This window comes from Atopobium sp. BS2 (assembly GCF_000565075.1).
Lineage (GTDB): Bacteria > Actinomycetota > Coriobacteriia > Coriobacteriales > Atopobiaceae > Lancefieldella.
The window spans coordinates 1-16,901 of sequence record NZ_JDFG01000002.1 but is presented as its reverse complement, the minus strand read 5'-3'; the positions used below and the strand labels follow the sequence as shown (position 1 = coordinate 16,901).

Annotated in this window: 12 protein-coding genes; 3 read left to right on the top strand and 9 right to left on the bottom strand. The window is 46.9% G+C overall.

Annotation, left to right across the window (positions count from 1 at the left end):
- Window positions 1-277: 277 nt before the first annotated feature.
- The 5 genes from HMPREF1492_RS00230 to HMPREF1492_RS00210 form a co-directional block, all read right to left on the bottom strand.
- Complete coding sequence (locus HMPREF1492_RS00230) at window positions 278-937, bottom strand: Pr6Pr family membrane protein (protein ID WP_035434785.1); 660 nt, start codon at window positions 935-937, stop codon at window positions 278-280.
- Window positions 938-1,138: 201 nt separating this feature from the next.
- Window positions 1,139-1,456 (bottom strand): nitrous oxide-stimulated promoter family protein, encoded by a 318-nt coding sequence (locus tag HMPREF1492_RS00225; protein ID WP_035434784.1) that lies wholly within the window; start codon window positions 1,454-1,456, stop codon window positions 1,139-1,141.
- Window positions 1,456-3,156, bottom strand: a complete 1,701-nt coding sequence (locus tag HMPREF1492_RS00220) for an amino acid ABC transporter ATP-binding/permease protein (protein ID WP_198014317.1) — start codon at window positions 3,154-3,156, stop codon at window positions 1,456-1,458. The genes HMPREF1492_RS00225 and HMPREF1492_RS00220 overlap by 1 nt, the downstream gene beginning before the upstream one ends.
- Window positions 3,156-4,892 carry an ABC transporter ATP-binding protein/permease gene (locus HMPREF1492_RS00215; RefSeq protein WP_198014316.1) on the bottom strand — a complete coding sequence of 579 codons (1,737 nt, stop codon included), beginning with the start codon at window positions 4,890-4,892 and terminating at the stop codon, window positions 3,156-3,158. Before HMPREF1492_RS00215 ends, HMPREF1492_RS00220 begins: the two co-directional genes overlap by 1 nt.
- A gap of 145 nt (window positions 4,893-5,037) precedes the next feature.
- Window positions 5,038-5,586 (bottom strand): GNAT family N-acetyltransferase, encoded by a 549-nt coding sequence (locus HMPREF1492_RS00210; protein WP_035434783.1) that lies wholly within the window; start codon window positions 5,584-5,586, stop codon window positions 5,038-5,040.
- Between the two features lie 135 nt (window positions 5,587-5,721).
- On the opposite strand from HMPREF1492_RS00210, the gene HMPREF1492_RS00205 reads away from it, so the two are divergent.
- Window positions 5,722-6,045 (top strand): HIRAN domain-containing protein, encoded by a 324-nt coding sequence (locus HMPREF1492_RS00205; RefSeq protein WP_035434781.1) that lies wholly within the window; start codon window positions 5,722-5,724, stop codon window positions 6,043-6,045.
- A 38-nt stretch (window positions 6,046-6,083) separates the two neighbouring features.
- Here the strand turns inward: HMPREF1492_RS00205 and HMPREF1492_RS00200 are convergent, their stop codons facing one another.
- The 4 genes from HMPREF1492_RS00200 to HMPREF1492_RS00185 form a co-directional block, all read right to left on the bottom strand.
- A complete protein-coding gene (locus HMPREF1492_RS00200; protein ID WP_035434779.1) occupies window positions 6,084-7,076 on the bottom strand; it encodes a helix-turn-helix transcriptional regulator in 993 nt (330 codons plus the stop codon).
- A gap of 111 nt (window positions 7,077-7,187) precedes the next feature.
- On the bottom strand, window positions 7,188-7,616 hold the full coding sequence (locus tag HMPREF1492_RS00195; protein WP_035434777.1) for a streptococcal pilin isopeptide linkage domain-containing protein: 429 nt from the start codon (window positions 7,614-7,616) through the stop codon (window positions 7,188-7,190).
- The gene (locus HMPREF1492_RS00190) at window positions 7,534-11,607 is read right to left on the bottom strand and encodes a Spy0128 family protein (protein WP_051479306.1); all 4,074 of its coding nucleotides are present in this window, start codon (window positions 11,605-11,607) and stop codon (window positions 7,534-7,536) included. Before HMPREF1492_RS00190 ends, HMPREF1492_RS00195 begins: the two co-directional genes overlap by 83 nt.
- Window positions 11,608-11,656: 49 nt before the next feature.
- Entirely contained in the window at window positions 11,657-15,679 is a 4,023-nt protein-coding gene (locus HMPREF1492_RS00185) for a beta strand repeat-containing protein (protein WP_035434775.1), read from the bottom strand.
- A gap of 184 nt (window positions 15,680-15,863) precedes the next feature.
- Between HMPREF1492_RS00185 and HMPREF1492_RS07835 the strand changes: the two genes are divergently transcribed.
- Both HMPREF1492_RS07835 and HMPREF1492_RS07480 read left to right on the top strand, forming a co-directional pair.
- Window positions 15,864-16,289 (top strand): helix-turn-helix domain-containing protein, encoded by a 426-nt coding sequence (locus HMPREF1492_RS07835; protein WP_156924065.1) that lies wholly within the window; start codon window positions 15,864-15,866, stop codon window positions 16,287-16,289.
- 76 nt (window positions 16,290-16,365) lie between these two features.
- Window positions 16,366-16,896 (top strand): IS30 family transposase, encoded by a 531-nt coding sequence (locus tag HMPREF1492_RS07480; RefSeq protein ID WP_156924064.1) that lies wholly within the window; start codon window positions 16,366-16,368, stop codon window positions 16,894-16,896.
- The last annotated feature ends 5 nt before the right edge of the window (window positions 16,897-16,901 follow it).

Here is a 16,901-nt window from a genome sequence, read left to right as displayed (position 1 = left end):
TACTATCGATAAATTCTGTATCTACGGAACACACCTAAGTCAGATATTCTGCTCAGATGCGGGCATTTTACACATCTAATGACGATAATCTGCATGATTGTGGTAATTTCTGCGTCATGTATACGTCTTTTTGACAGATTATCTGACTTAGATGTGTTTTGAACTGCCTCCTATTTCTCGTGTCCAAGAAATAGGAGGCAGTTCACGAATGTCAGGTGCCCTGCAATCAACCTGGTGTTTAACCTTGCGGTCATCCCAACTTTTAACCTCACTAAGATTAGTTCTCAGCCTTCTTGATCTTCTCACCAAGTTTTTTGTCAATGACGACGTAGAGGTAGCCCAGGGCAACAAAGACAACAATCAGGATCACAATGGTCAAAGCAACTGTTGGGACTCCTAGCTTGTCAAAGTCCATAAATCCATAAGGCCAGCGAGACTTCTCTTTAATCTGCACGCCAAAGCCCAGGACCAAAACAATAATGTATGCAAAATACGTGAGCGGATACAAAGGCCAGATCAGAGGCTCTTTGAAGCCCATAGTTGGTTTCTCGTCAAAGAGCAGCCAGTCCAAAACAGCGCAGATAGGAATCACATCATGCAGAATAAAATTGTTGAACTTAAAGACGCCGTTCACAAAGACCTCGCCGTGATCAAGTAGGAAGTAAGCTACCAGGCCAGTTACGGTAATGCCCAGCATAAGCGTGTGTTTGACCGTTGGCATCCATGGCTTCTGAGCAGTCTCGGGATGCTTGTAAGCCTGGAACAGCGCGCCCCAGAAATAGGCAACAAGCAGCAGGTTAGAGATGTTGGTGAAGTAATACAAGAAAGAAACGCGGAAGTTCATTCGGAAGACGCCCGCAGAATCACACAGTACAAAGGTGCCAATCACAGCAATAAATAGCTTAAAAATAAATGACGCTTTCTTAGATTTAATCAACGCAGTACCTCCTTCTGTAAAGCGAGAGGTCACTGTAAACCTAACGCGCCGCGACAAAAATACGTAATTCTCAGAGTTAACAGTTATGTTTCAAATGAAAAAGATTCAAAAAAATGCGGTCTTCTCACTTTTGGCGAGAAGACCGTGAAATGGCGAGAAAATCGCAGATGTCAAAGGTGTACAAGGCCAACTAGGACTGCGTTACTGAAGCGCGTGCTTGATTACAAGAATTGGATGGTGTAGGAGCAGTCGAGGTCCTGTGGATTTCATGACCTCTTTAACGCGAGCGCGCATCTCTTTGCTATAGCAATGCGATTTGCATTTTGAGCAAAACGTCTTTGTCTCAATGTGAGGACAGCGGTCCACACGCGTATGCGCATACTTCTCAAGCTCAGCGCACTCGTCGCACAGAGGTTCGTGGGCTTTGGTGCGATGGTACTTCTCGCAATAAAAACGAATCATTAACGAGATAAGATCTTTTTCCTTTTGGCGCTTCCGTTCAATTTCTTCAGGTGTCATCAGCTCACTCGTCCCCCATCAACGGTGTAAACAACATCTGCAATTCCCATGGTAGAAGCCCTGTGAGAGACAAGAACCACGGATTTGCGCTCAGTTTCTTTATCAAGCGAGCGCAAGATAATTGCCTCGTTCAAGCTGTCTAGGTTACTGGTTGGCTCGTCGAGCAGCATGAGTGGCGCGTCATGCAAGAATGCGCGAGCAAGGCCAATGCGCTGGCGCTCTCCGCCAGAAAGTGAGTCACCAAGCTCTGCAACGGGCGTGTCGTAACCTTGAGGCAGCGTGGAAATGTACTCGTGAATTGAAGCCTTCTTGCACGCCTCAACAATCTCTTCATCCGTTGCGTCAAGCTTTGCAATGCGGAGATTGTTCTTTATGGAATCGTGATACAGATGCGTATCCTGCGTCATGTAGCTCTCAAGATCGCGCAGGTTAGAGGTATTAACCTGCTCCAAGGGGGTTCCAGAAATTTCAATGGCACCAGGTGTTGCTGGCCAGAAACGCATCAAAAGTTTAAGCAGCGTAGACTTGCCTGAGCCGCTCTTTCCCACAATTCCCACGATCTTATCGGTAGGAATATCCACGGAAATGTTGTCTAGAATCTGCTCGTTATCATACGCAAATGAAAGCTCAGATACACGCACACCCTCATAGGAGATGTCTTTTTGACCCACTACATCTTTAACCAGGGGCTGTTCGTCCAAAATATCCAAAACACGGTTGCCTGCAGCAAACGTACTGGTCAGGGTTGTACCAAGTGCTGCCAAAGCCACAACAGGCCCAAACGAACTCATCAATGCAATGGTGACAATGAAAGCATCGGTCATAAAAATCTGCTGGTTATAGGCCAGATAGAACGAACTAAAGAACATAACAAGGCCGGAGAGCAAAATAACCGTTGACGTGACGGCATCGTTGACACCAAATGCCTTCTTAACTGCCTGTTGTCTGTCACTTAACTGGTCAGCTAACTGACTTGTTTCTTCAATCATCTGTGCGCCAGTGTTATATTGCAGAATCTCGTCAAGTCCACGCAGGTTATCAAGGGTAGCTGTCGAGAGCTTACCAGCAAGATCTCTTGCCTCAGCAGAGTCCTGCTCAGAACGTTGAGACATAGCAAGCGGAATTGCCACGCCAACTACCAGGTAAGAAACAAGTGCAATAACACCCAAAATCCAGTTGGCAGTACCTGCAATAAACCACACCATTACAATGCAGAACACAGCCGCAATGCAGATAGGCGAGATAGTGTGTGCGTAGAAAACCTCAAGCAGCTCAATGTCTGAGGTGATAACACTCATCAGATTACCTTTATTTTTGACCTCAAGCTTTGCTGGCGCAAGCTCTCTTAACGCCGTGAACACACGGTCTCTAATAAGTGCGAGCAGTTTAAACGCAATAAAGTGGTTGCATTCCTGCTCGGCATAGCGCAGCAGACCGCGGACCAGGGCAAACAAAAGCATGCCACCAAAAAGCAACGCCATAGGAGAAGATGAAGCAAAGCCCATAGCACTGAGCAGCGCATATGCTCCAAAAATGCTGATGAACGTGGCGGCAAGGTTACCCAAAACACCCATCAAAATTGCAAGTATCATAAAGCCAGCCAGCGGACGAACCAGCCCCACCAGCCTCAACATAATGGTGAGCGCACTACGGCGAGAAGTACGTGCAGTTGTGGCGCAGTTCTTAACTTCTGTCTTCATTACGCCTCAACTCCTTTCACATAATTCTCAAGCTCGGTCTGGGCCTGCGTCATTCGTTTGTACTCGTCATTTGTTGCAAGCAACTTTTGGTGCGTTCCACTTCCAACAACGCGACCATGCTGCATAACAACAATCTGATCAGCATTTTTAACGTTTACTAAGCGGTGAGAAATTACCAGCACCATCTTTGTCTGAGCAAGCTGATGAACCTGCTGCATAATAACGTCTTCACTCTCAACATCAATATTTGAAGTAGCTTCATCAAAGATGAACATCTGGCTATTGTGAAGTAGGGCTCTGGCCAGTGCTAATCTCTGACGCTGACCACCAGACAAGTTGGAGCCCTTCTCGGCAACTGGCGCGTCAAGTCCACCCAAAGACTTTACGAACTCAGCAAGATTGACCTGTTCAAGGGCGTGCCAGAGCTGTTCTTCAGTTGCCTCTGGATTACCCATGGCAAGGTTAGAGCGAACGCTTCCCATAAAGAGATGTGCCTGGTGTCCAATATACGTAACGTTTTGAAGCAAATTCTGGTCAGAAATGTCTGACAAACTGGTATTTCCAAACAGAACATCGCCAGAATACGAGCGGAGTTTTCCGGTCAACAGTGCTGCAATTGTTGATTTTCCGCAGCCTGACTCTCCTACCAGGGCATTCAAAGAGTTAGCGCGCATTCCAAAAGAAACATTCACCAAGACGGGCTTCTCGCCGTCGTAGGAGAAAGAAACGTTGCGCAAAGCGACATCACTGGAAGCTGGAACGGTCTTGGTACCCTGCTCTCGAACAGGTATATCAAGCAGGTCAAAGATCTTGTCCGACGCTGCCATACCGTTCATGGCAATGTGGAAATAACTGCCCAAAAGACGCATGGGCAGGAAGAACTCAGCCGAAATCAAAATGACAAAGACGCCTTCCCACATAACGAGGAGGTGGTCATTTACCTGCTGAATTGCAAGAATTGTACCAAGCGCGCTTCCGCCAAATGCAACCACGTCCATCACGGTGATGGAGTTGAGCTGCATGGTTAGAACCTTCATGGTAATGCGCCTAAAATGCTCAGCTTCATCGTTCATCTGCTTGTGCTTGAAATCGTCAGCCTTGTAAATCTTTGCTGTAGTAAGGCCTTGCAGGTTCTCCAAAAACGTATCGCCAAGCTGCGTATACTGGCCCCAATACTTAGACAAAAGCTTCTTTGCAAACTTCTGGATAAGAACGATGGTCATTGGAATGAGCGGCACAAATACCAGCAAAACAATGCCAACTACCGGACTAATAAGAAGCAAAACAAGAAAAAGTGTGAGTGGAGCTAAAACAGCATAGAAGAACTGTGGTAAATACTGCGCAAAATACGTTTCTAGCTGGTCAACGCCTTCAACTGCCAACTGAACAATCTCACTGGTCGCATATGAATTTTTATACGAGGGACCAAACTCTAAAAGCTTCTGATAGATTTTCTCGCGAAGGGTCTTTTTAACTCTTTTTGCTGCATAAAAGCTTGTCTTGTACTGAGCAAGTTTGCAGAAATACCTGATCACAATAGCAATAAGGCAGAGTGCAATAAACACCAACTGCTCTTCGAGGACAAAATAATCCATGAATAGGGCTTGTATCATTCTTGCCAGAGAATACATAAATACAATATTGGCAAGCAGCGCAATCCACTGGTAAAGCACGGTCAAGCCAATGTATTTTTTACTCTCCTCAATAAGGGCAATGAGGCGTTTGTTGATCATCATATGCAGACTTCTTTCGCTTTTCTTACAAGCAGAATCTTTAATCCACTAACTGTTTTAATTGCTTTACATGTAGTTTTGTCGTTTCATATACGAGTTTGCCTTATGCAACATTTAAAAACAACACACAAAATAGCGAGAACAACTGCTATTTTTGAACACGTTCCCAGTCCTCTTTTGTGAGTACTGAGATGCCAAACTGCTCTTCTTTACCTGTGTACTTATTAAAGTCAGTAAAGATTTTCACCTCTGTGAAACCACATTTACGAGCCACTGAAGCAGACTTCTTATTGTGCTCAAGATATCTAATAATCACCTGATCAACGCCATGCTCTTCAAATGCATATGCAGTAAGAGCTTGAGTGCCCTCAGGCGCTAGCCCCTGTCCCCAATAAGGACGACCAATCCAATAGCCAATCTCTGCCTGATGCAGCTGCTTTGAGGAATCTTTTGGATCAGGAATTTCTTCAAAATCCAATGACATTGAACCGATAAGATGACCGGTCCTCATGTCTTTCACGGCATAACAGAACTTCTCGGACAATACATTTGCAAGAACCTGCTTGGAATCTTCCAGAGTCTTGTGCGGTTCCCAGCCACAAAGTGGTCCGATCTCTGAATCTTTTGCTAGTTCATAAAGCTCATCCGCGTCAGATGCATGCCATGGAATAAGAAACAATCTCTTAGTGGTAATCATCCAAACTCCTTTTGAAACTCTTTGTCTCTGTCTCTTACTGTTTTGTCTTTCAGCTATTTTTACTGTCCAATCTGTTGGACACTCATGCTTTTTAACTTCTCTACTCTATCCTTAACATCTTCTAAGGAGGCTCTTATGTACAGTCCTACAAAGCTTGTTGATTCCTTCGTTGTTTCCGGTCTTCCCTACTACGACGCTCCTCTTGTCTTTGACCAGCTCAAACTTGGCTCAGATCTAACCATTGTTCCTGAACGTGATAACCCTTACGACCCAGAGGCTCTTGCTCTGTACTCTAATGACCACAAGCTGGGCTTTGTTCCTAGAGAAAGCAATTCTCTCTGGAGTACTTTGCTCTTCTACGGACATCAAAACATTGTTACTTGCAAGATCACGCGGGTCAGCGATCACCATGGTCATCTTCTTGTTAAAGCAGGTCTTTACGTCATTGATGCTCGTTAATTGGCGCGAGAAAGACTACTTGTTTTGACCTGATTTAGCTAATCCTCTTTCTCTGATTGGTAGCTCTGAAGAATCCCGCTCAGATACTCTTGATATTTCTGCCTGGTCTTCTTTGGAGCTACTAACTCTATATCTGTTCCAAAGGTTGCAAGCCAGCCGTAAAACGTTGGAGCTTCCATGACAGAAACATGCACGTCAGCCGTACTTCCATCAGAACTTGGATTGTTCAAAATAATGTTCTTGCCAAAGCGGTCATACACCGAGCACATTACGCGCTCATTAACACGAAGTGTGACCTCAACAACCTCGCCCGAGTACATGCCAAAGACGCGCTCTTGATACTTGTCTATGTCAAACTGCTTAATCTGCTCGTTAACCGTGGCGTCAGCATCGGAAGCCTCAAGTCTAAACATGCGGTCCACGCGATAATTGACAAAGTTTTGATGCTTATCGTTCCACACAATAAGATAGTAGAAATCGTCAATATACGTAAGCTGAACAGGCGTTTCTTCTCTTACGGGAAGCTCTTCAATAACCTTATCCTTAAAGCCCTTCTTGCGGTACTTAAACGAGACCTTTTTCTTCTGCAAAAGGGCCGTTTGAATAGCATTGAGGGCATAAAACACAGACTCGTTTTGCGACTTAATACGACCCTCAACATGAATGCGCTTCTTCAGCGTATCAGAGGTAGACTTCCCGCCTAGCTCTCCAATAAGGCTTACTAAGTTATTTGCCTTGCGCTCCGTCAAAAACTTTGACGACTGCACAGCATCTGCCATCAGCATGAGCTCTTCAGCCTGAAACTTCCTGGTTGCCAGGCCGTATTCAACAGGATGGCGCTGGTAAGACTGAATGTCGTAACCAAAATTCTGCAGCGATTTAATGTCGTCGTAAAGCGTTTTACGCTCCACGCTCAGACCACGCTCTGCGAGCTTTTCAATAAGCTGAGGTGTACTTAAACCATGGTCATCATCGGTTTCTTCCTCAAATATTTTTACGAGATGCAAGCAGCGGGTCTTCTCGCTTGGCATACTACCTCCGAAGTCTTGCGACAATAAAAAACTCCTGTCCATTTTACTGGACAGGAGTCGAGAAGAACGTATGGTCAAAAGCTCTTCGGTAAACGGTAAACTCTAAAGTAATTACCTTCTCTGCTTACGAGCTTTTAGAGCAAAGCCCAAAGCGGTGATACTAGAAGCAGCCATACCAAGAGAAGCAACGATAAACTCACTAACATCGCCTGTATCTGGTAGAAGACGCTTCTTCTTTGGTTTAGAAGGCTTCCTTGGCTCAGGATCTGGTGTTGGCTCAGGGTCTGGTGTTGGCTCTGGATAGTCGTTAGTAAAGACCGAGCCAATATCACCGTTGCACTCACCCAAATCAACCTGTGTAACTGTTCCGTCCTCGGCAGTCTTGGTCATGGAACGAGTGAAGTCGAGTTCACCATGACCGTTGTCGGTAACAACGTAGGTTACAGTGAAAACAGACTTATCGTAGGTAACCCTTGGATTGGTACCAATAACCTCTTTGATGGTGTAAACATAGGTACCAGGCTGAGTAAACCAGTTCACCAAATTGTCCGACACCAGAAACCGCAACATCAGTTTCTACGGTGTCTGTAGAAGCATCATTTGGCATTGGATAGGAAGAATCATTACGAGTGAAGGTAAACCTGAAAAGATCCTGTGCAGAAGGAGTCCTTGGGTCACCGTCATCTTCCTCAGGAAGAACTGTTGGAAAGTCGTCTGGAGTGACTGGAGCTGCACCGGTAACACGCTTCTCAACGCATGGGTAATCTCTTGCGGGAAGCGGCTCAGGATAGATGTTAGTGAATACTGCGCCAACTGCATCGTTATTCTCGCCAAGGTCAACGGTAGTAACGTTTCCGTCCTCGTCAGTCTTGGTCATAGTACGTGTTGCCTCAAGCTGGCCAGTACCGTCGTCAACAACGTTATAGGTAACGGTGTAGACGCTCTGATCGTACTGGATGTTCTGGGTGCCGGTAACCTCTTTGATGGTGTACACGTAGGTGCCAGGCTGAGTGAACGTAATGTTGCGGAATACAGCGTCGCCACCGAGAAGCCTGCGTGTACGAGCGGTATTGCCGGTAGATCCCTCAGGCATTGGGCTGGATGGATTAAGGCGTGTCATCTCAAAGATAAAGACGTTAGGAGCGTCGCCCTCGTCTTCAGAGCCATTTGCCAGGAAGTTATTGATTAGGCTCTCGGCAAAGCTGCCGCTTGCAGTGTCGTCGGCGCTTGTCGCGCTTGTAGTGCTTGCGGTACCTGCTGTGCTAACGTTACTTGTGCTCAGGTAAGAATTAACCAGAGACGCAGGTGAAGGCTCTCCAGATATAGGAACAACTGGGTAATCACCCTCGACAATCTTGGTAACGGCTGGTGTCACAATAGCAGGCCTGACATTGTAGACATTTACCAGCGACTGAGTGGTGGTGTACTGCTCAACGCCAGAAATACTGCTTCTGGTTGAAACGTAGGAATCAGGAACGTTCTCGGTAATGGTGTACGAAACAGTATCGGCTGCTGTGTTGTTTACGTACTTGCGAAGACCCTTGTAGACGATGGTGTAGGTGCTGTTGCCGTTATCGGTAACTGTTGGGGTAATAGTGCTGGTATCAAGGCTCTTATCGTTAGAGAGAACCAGGTTGTTGGCACCAAAATCAGTTGTGGATGGGCGCTTACCACCAGCGTTGTTGTTATCGTCCCAGACCTTATTGATCTTGAGGTCAATGCCAGCATAGCTCAGAGCGTGGGTGGAGAGGCTACGAGTGGAGTGGTTACCAGCAATGTCGTAGTCAAGAACGCTGCTGAATACGCTGCGCGTGCCGTCGTAGGAAGCATCAACGTTGTCGGCAACCTTATAGGTGACGTCGACAAAGCCGCCGCTATTTGCAGCAAGTGCGTGCGTTGAGGTAAAGAGCACCATGTCGGCCTCAGCAGGATTGGTGACTACGGTGTAGTCGCCAGGCTGTGGAGCATGGTTTGCAGTGTAGGTAACACCAGGGTTCAGCTTGATGTACTGGTAAGAGAAATTGGAAGAAGAGTTTACGCCCTCAAGTGTCAGAGGAAGCTGAGTTGCACCCTCTGGGGTGATGCCAGCGCCGCGATTTACCGACTTAGACAGCAATGGAACAAACAGCTGCGTGGTATTTGCGGTGTTGCCGGTGTTATTGCGGACAGCAATGTGAACAGTTGCGGTGTCATCGCGCTGCATAACAGGGGTAGTTGCGCCTGGATTAGCGGAGTCGTACGTGTAATCAGTTACGGTTCCAGAAATACCGTCCTTTACAGAAAGGGTAGATGCAGCGGCAATAGCAGATGCCTGTGCAATGTTGATACCAGGGCCCTCGGAGAGTGAAACCATGTCCTCGCCAGAGTTGACGCTGTTACCAAACAAGCTGGTGTACTTGTGAGTGTTCCAGTTGCTACGGTCCCAGTGCTCAGACTTAATTTGGGCACCAATCTCCTTGAAGTCTTTGGTGGTAATGCCAACAAAGTCGTTGATGTGATAGATGCCCTTGCCTGCAAGATCGGTGGTATGGACATCCATGCTCAGAGTCATGTTCTTGCTGGTAAAGTCTGGCTGATACTGGCCGCGAGTCTCGTCGCCAACATCAATGGTGTACTTCCAAACCTTAACAGCCACGCCGTCCTTATCGTACGTTCCTACAAACTCTGGAGCGCTGAGCGTGCCATTGGAAACAGTGAGGTTGCTGTAGGTAAAGCCCTCAGGCATGATGACGTAGAGCACTGGCTCCTGAAGAGGGTTCCAGTCCCAGTTTGCGTCGTCGATGCGACCAGAAATCTTGAAGGTCTCACCGCCGTTAATCTGGGTCTTATCGATGCTACCAACACCGTTAAGAACCTTAGGTGCGCCGGACTTAGCGGTCAGCGTAACGCCTGCGTCAGGAGTGGTACCGGTGTCGTAGAGCTTGACGTTAGTGACAACGTCGGCGTTAGTGCCCTTCTTCCAAGAGCCGTAAACGCCGTTGGAGATGTAGCTCCAACCGTAGTACTCGTCAGTGACAAACTTGGGATGATCAGGGTGGTCGAGAAGATCGCTCATTGGCCTAATGCCATCGTATCCGCCAAGAATTGGACCAAGGTCAACCTTGATAGAAGTGATGGAAGTGTTGATGTCAAGACCAAGAGCAGTGTTGGTGATGAGGGCAGAAACACCAGATTTGCGCAGAATGCTTGGGTCAGCAGTTCCGCTCGTACCGTCCGATGCAGTCCAGTGGATTGGACCATAGGTCATACCTTCCTTGTAAGGGATGGTGACGCCGCGGATGATAGCGGTCTGGTTCTGATCGATGGTCATCTCGAGTGTCTTTGGAGCAGTATCCGTGGAGAGCTCGTTCTTGATGAGATAGGTGCCAAGACGAACGTTATAGGTATCGTTTTTCTTGTATGCCCAGTTAGGTGCTGTATCGACAAGAGCGTGTGTGGTAATTTCCTCTGGATTAAGTCCATCAAGAATCTTGACGGTCAAAGTTGCTTGATTTGTTCCGGAAGTACGGTCGACATTAGGAGTGTCGTTCCAAATAGTTTTAGTAAGGTTCTTGATAACAACGTTAAAGGTAGAACCATTTGCTCTTGTATTTGTAGTAGAAACTTTGATTTGAGGCTTAAAAGTTGGAGTACCAGAATAAGAACCTGGCTCGTTCCACTCAATAGTTGCAGTCTTGTTGGTGCCGTCATCAGTGGTATTGACAACAGTTCCCATAGAGTGATACAAGCTGGTTTCTTCAACACCAACAAGCTCCATATCACTTGGATAGACAACCTGTACGGTAGTCTTGGTGTTAGCCTCGGTCAGAGCACTTCCACCTGTTGCGGATACCTGGAGGGTAGAAGTAGTGCTTCCCTTAGATACAACCTCTGTGGACTGATCCGACCAGAAACCGTATTTCATCTCATCAGATGCGGTAACAGAAATAACACGAGGATCAATGTTTTGAGTTGCTGCAGTGCTCAGACTAACTCGAATAGCGTTAGCAAGAACCTGGCTTGCACTCTGGTTTTCAACAGCATCATCAAGCTTGAACTGAATCTCGCTTCTGGAAGAAACTTGGGTAAGGCCGTTGTTGGTCATGTAGACCAAGTCTCCGCTGCGGTTCTTCTCAGAACCTGCACCAGGATAACCATAAGGAAGGGTTCCCGTTCCCGTAGGTGTGGTAACCAGATTAGAGAAGCTGGTGTTTGAAATTGCACCTACGGTAAACGTTGCGCCCGGAAGACCAGTGACGTAAAGTCCATCGCCAAACCTCACATTGAGATAGGTTGGCGAGAACTGCAACGAAGCAGGGATTGTGTAGTCAACATTCAAGGCGTAGGTGACTCCCGCCTTAAGGGCAGGAGTTTGACCTGCAAGAAGGTCAGCAACTTGGGCGTGAGTTGACGCATCTTCAATAGTCAGAGCGTTGATTTGAAGACCGGTGGTGTCTTCTGCGTAAGCCACGCTAAGATTGGGCAGCAATGCTGCGACGAAAGCAACGGCAGCTAAAAGCAGTCCCGCTACAATCCTTGCTTTACGTTTCATAACACATCCTAACTAGAGCAATACAAGAACAAATCACTTTCTTTCTTTCTTACTTATTTTTACGACGCTTAGTAATGCCAAGTGAAGTCATTACAGCGGTCATACCAGCAAGAAGTGCAGCAAGAGGTGCTGCGGCAGAAGCATCACCGGTGTATGGAGTCTTCTTCTTTTTCTTGGATGGTTTAGATGGAGTAGCAGGAGTCTCTGGAGTCTCATCCTCTGCAACAGTAATGGTCAGCTGAATGGTGTCGTTATCAGTTGCAACAGCGTCCTTTCCATCTGCCCACTGAACGCCATTCCAGATGAACGAGAAGGCCTTGTGGTTGCCGGCTGCAGAATCAGCACTAGCGCTGAAGGAACCCGTAACAGTACCAACGGCGGTGAGCTGAGTGCCTGCAGCAACGTTGGAGTCAATAGTGACGCCAGGGATGGTGAGCTTCATCCAACCATCACCCGCACTGGCCTCATCAACAATACGCTCAAGGTCAGAGTAGGTTCTGATAGAAGATGGATCGCTGAGCTCAAAGGTAATCGCAACAGTACGACCATTAACCTGAACATCGCTGACCTTAAATCCGCTGCCAAAGTTAGAAGTCTGAACAGAGGATGCGGTAAGGTTGCTTGGAAGGGTCATTCCCTCAGGAACAGTCAACGTTGCGGTGAACTTGAACTTAAGGTTGCTTAAGGAAATAGTGTCATGGTTGGTGTTGGGGTAAGCACGCTCAATGTTGTTCATCTGCTCCTGAATAGAAGAAGCAAGAATTGAACCAGTGAGATTAAAGGTGGTGCCTGCCTTCATAGTAATGACCTGGTCATGCTCGGTATTCTCGTCAGCAAGCATATCGGCAGGAAGGTTCATCTCAATTGGATTGTTGACAATCAAAGTCTGCTGAATGTCATTACCGCGAGGATCTCTATTAGCAGCAATCTGAACGCCGTTCCAAGAGAGCTCGTACTTCTTAGTTACGTTAGTAATGGTGTTCTTTGCATAGGATTTGAAGGTGCCGGTAAGAGTGCCGGTGGCGGTAAGCTCCTGACCGTTTGTGACCTTAGTTGGGTCAAGAGTCAAGCCATCAACAGTTACGGTAAGAGGTCTTGCAATTTCTGAAGTAGCTGCATCGTCTTTACCAACGGTTTCAACAGCGTCCTTGAGCTGCTGGTAATTGCTGTAGCTTCCCTTAAGGGTCATGGTAACAGTGACTTCCTGACCATTGACAGATACGTCTGTAACCTCAAAGAGGTCACCAAGACCAGAAGTGGTTACTGTTGGGTTAGCTGGGACAACAACACCTTCAGGAAGGGTGAGCTTAGCGGTGAAAGTTGAAGTTGTACCGGAAAGGGTAATCTTGGTCAGATCAGAAAGACCACCAGCAATGCCATTCTCAAAGGCAGTCATCTGGCTAACGATAGAGGTTGCGTCAATGGCACCAGTAAGGCTAAAGCTCTGGTTGTTGGAAACTTCCTTGATCTGTGTAGTGTTGTTCTGAGAGTCACTCCACATATCTGCAGGAAGATCGCCTGTAAGCTCAATCTTCTGGATGGAAGGATCTTCCTTCCACTTGAGGTAGTAAGTGACGTCGTTAGTAAGTGTTGCACCACCGTCGATGGTTGCAGCGGAGTTACCTGCAGCGTCAGTGAACCAGTAGTGGTAGTTGTGACCAACAACAATGCCAAAGAACGTTACAGGGGTTTCTGCGTTGTCCAAAACGTAATTCTCTAGTGTTGCAATCTCTGTATAAGCGGTATTAGTGTTGGTGCTGGTTGAGCTTGCAATTCCAGCAGTATCTGTGGTCAAAGTATTGCCACTGAGATTCTGTAGAAGAGCGTTAATAGTAGTCTGCTCAGCAACAGTTGGATGAGTCTTGATAGTTGCTACTTCTCCGCCGTTTGCATCGGTGGTGATGTCAAAGACGTTAGGGTTCTGCTTAAAGACACTGTTTGCTGAGAAGGTACCGCCATTTGCCGAGAAGGACACGGTAAGGTGCTGCTCCTCCCAGTCAGCGTACAAATCAACGGTATCGGTACCTGCAGGAACAGCCAGGTTAGAGCTGGCCGCAACCTCGTCACCAGCGCCGTTTGCCTGGGTGGTCCAACGCTTGAAGGTCTTTCCAGCGATATTGAAGTTATTATCGAGGTTGTTGACCTCAGCGTCAGAACGGACTGTTACGGTACGGCTAGTGTTGGTAGCAACGCGGTCAATGACAGAGACGCCATTACCATTGTGATACCTAACGTAGAACCAAGCAGTGTTAGCCTTCCAATGTGGATAGACTGTCATGTCAGAGGTGACCTGGGTATCAGCGGTGAACTGGTGCTCCGTACCAGCAGCGTCGGTGTAGTACCAGCCGTCAAACTCTTGACCACTTGCATAAGGATCTGCAGGAAGAGTAGTTGTACCCTCTGCCACAGAAGAAGCGGTTGCAAGAGAGTTTCCGCGCATAGCGAAAGCGGTCTTATTAGCAGTAGTACCATCAGCAAATGTTGGGCTGATGCCGGTAACACCTGGGGTATTAAGATCAAAGGTGACAGTTGCAGCAGGTGCCCACACATGCTTCTGGCCATCACTTGATGCGTTAGCAACTGGATAAGTGTAGGTTGCTCCATTGGCATTAATGAGGCTCAGAGAGTTAGTTGATGCGTCCGCAAGGGTAAAGAGCGAGAGTGCCTCGTTGCCGTTAGCTGCACCGTTTGTAGGAATAGTGCTACCTAAGCTGCTGTTGTAACTTGGTGCGTACTTAATGAGGTAAGAACCGCCAACAACATTATAGTTTTGACGAGTCTGGCCAGCGCCATTATCAGAGTTCTTGGTAGCAGGGGTCTCTACCAGGCTGTTTCCAGTGAACTGGATGGAGCCGTTAGTTTGTGCGCCAAAGAGAGCACCAGAGTTATAACCGTCTCCCTTAATGGTGGAGTTGTTAATGATGACATCACCAGTGTTGACGTTAAGACCACCAGTTCCACCATTAGTAAAGTTAAGGGTTGAATTAGTAACGTTTACTGTTCCACCAGCTACACCAACAGAAATACCAGAAGTTGAACCAGCATTAGCATTGATGGTGGAGTTAACAATATTGGAAGTACCCTGAATGGTCATACCCGTAGCGCCGTACCATGAAGGATTAATGGTCAGCGTAGAGTCAGTCATATTAAGTTTATCAACATAGAAAGTCTGGCCAAATCCCTTAACAGTAAGATCTGCGTTTTTCAGGTTAAGGTCACGAGCGTCAAACCAAGTTCGTGCTTGTGATGCTACAGAGATAGTCGCATTTTCAAAAGTGATACCAGACTCATAGAAGTTGGTATTGCTCTTATCGTCAGCAGTAATAGTGACACTGTTCTTGTTAGTAGAACCTTTGACTGTGCCCGCAAGAGAAATACCACGAGAACCACTTGCACCTGCGTTGTTTCTAAAGACATAGGTACCATCGGTAATGGTTGAGCCACGCTGTGCTGTTAGGGCAGTTTTGAAGCCAGACATGGTAAGAGTGCCTGAGCCGGTAAGAGTTGCACCGTTTGCAAGAACAAGGCCATCAATACTATTACCAGTGCCAGTAAGAGTTGCGCCTTCGGACTCAATCTTGAGAGTCACGCCAGCAGGAATAGTAACTGTGGAGGTTAGCTCAAGATTTCCCTTAAGGTGAATGGTGTTAATGGTTGGAGTAGCTGTCCACAGCTCCAATGCCTTTTGCAGAGATTTGAGAGCATTTGCGCTAGAACCATCATTGGCGTCGTTGCCATTGGTTCCATCTACCCACAACTCAGTTGAGACAACTGATAGGCTTCTTGCCACACGGCGAGAAGATCCTTCAGCAGGAACAGTACCCTGCTCAGCGTTCTGTTCAGAAGTTGTTGCCTCAGTGCTAGTTGAAGCCTCAGTTGAAACCTGGTCAGTTGCCTCTGAAGAAGCTGTAGTATCAACTGTTTGAGTTGCTGCAACTTCTTGAGTCTGAGCAACCTCTTGTGTGCCAGCAACCTCTGCTAACGCTGAAGAAGGAACCAATGAAAGTGCAAGCACTAAAGACATGGCTGTCTTTGCGCCTTTGCTAGCAAGGTTCTTCTCTTTCTTGTCCATATCTACTCCTCATAAAAAATGCATACCCAAGTTAAAAACAAAACAATTTTCTGCCGTAATTTGTCTCAAACGTGCGCGTACACGATAAAAGAAAAAACTACACAGAATTAGAGCACTTTATGTATCTTGAATTCTCATTGCAAGTGCAACAACAAAAGACAAGGTAGTGACCCATGGGTCTACAATGGCGCTTACGACAACGATCATTGAAAGGATTTCCATGGGTCACTATAGCCATCTTAGCATTGAAGAGCGCGAAGACATTATGGTCTGGTGGAAAAATCATGAAAGTATAAGCCAGATTGCTCGTAAGCTCGGTCGAAACAAATCAAGTATTTCACGAGAGATTAAAAGAAACGGTTGGACAATCATTGGAGTGGCGCATCTGTGCTATAGAGCCTCGACTGCTCAGAGAAAAACCGATGTTCGACGCCAGGCTTGCAAGAAACGCACCCTACTCGATGATCCAAGCCTTCGTGCACGTATTGTCTTTCTTATCTGTAGTCGCCACTTCTCACCTGAGCAGATTGCAGGCAGACTACACTTAGAACTTTCCTACGCTCCTGTCAGCTGTAGCACTATATATAGAGCCATACACTCGGAAAACTAGACTGTGAACTTCCAGGTGTACAGTCTGTACGTAGAGACTTAGACACCGAGGTAAACGACGGCATACAAAACACCTCATAGAGCGCAGAGGAAAAATACGGATAACTCATGAACTTGTCGAAAGACCAAAAGAGGTTGCAGATCGCCAACGCATTGGAGACTGGGAAGGTGATACCGTCATCGGTAAGGCCAAAGGGCCACGCCTGGTCACACAAGTTGACCGTATGAGCGGCTACCTTGTTGGTGGCAAAGCTGCATCAGGGTCTAGTGCTGATGTCAATGTAGCTATACAGCAAGCTTTGAGAGGTGAGGTAGTAAAAACCATAACGCTTGATCGTGGATCTGAGTTTGCTCGAGCAGCAGAACTTCAAGAAGCTATTGGAGTAAGTATCTACTTCTGTCTTCCACATCATCCCTGGCAAAGAGGTACCAATGAAAATACCAACGGTCTCATCAGAGAGTATTTTCCAAAAGGTACAGACCTCTCATCGATTAGCGATAGAGAGATTGAGGCAGTATATAATGAGCTCAATCTGAGGCCACGTAAGCGTCTGGGTTGGAAGTGCCCTTGGGAAGTCTACCATCACCAAACGTTGCACTTGCTTTGAGAATT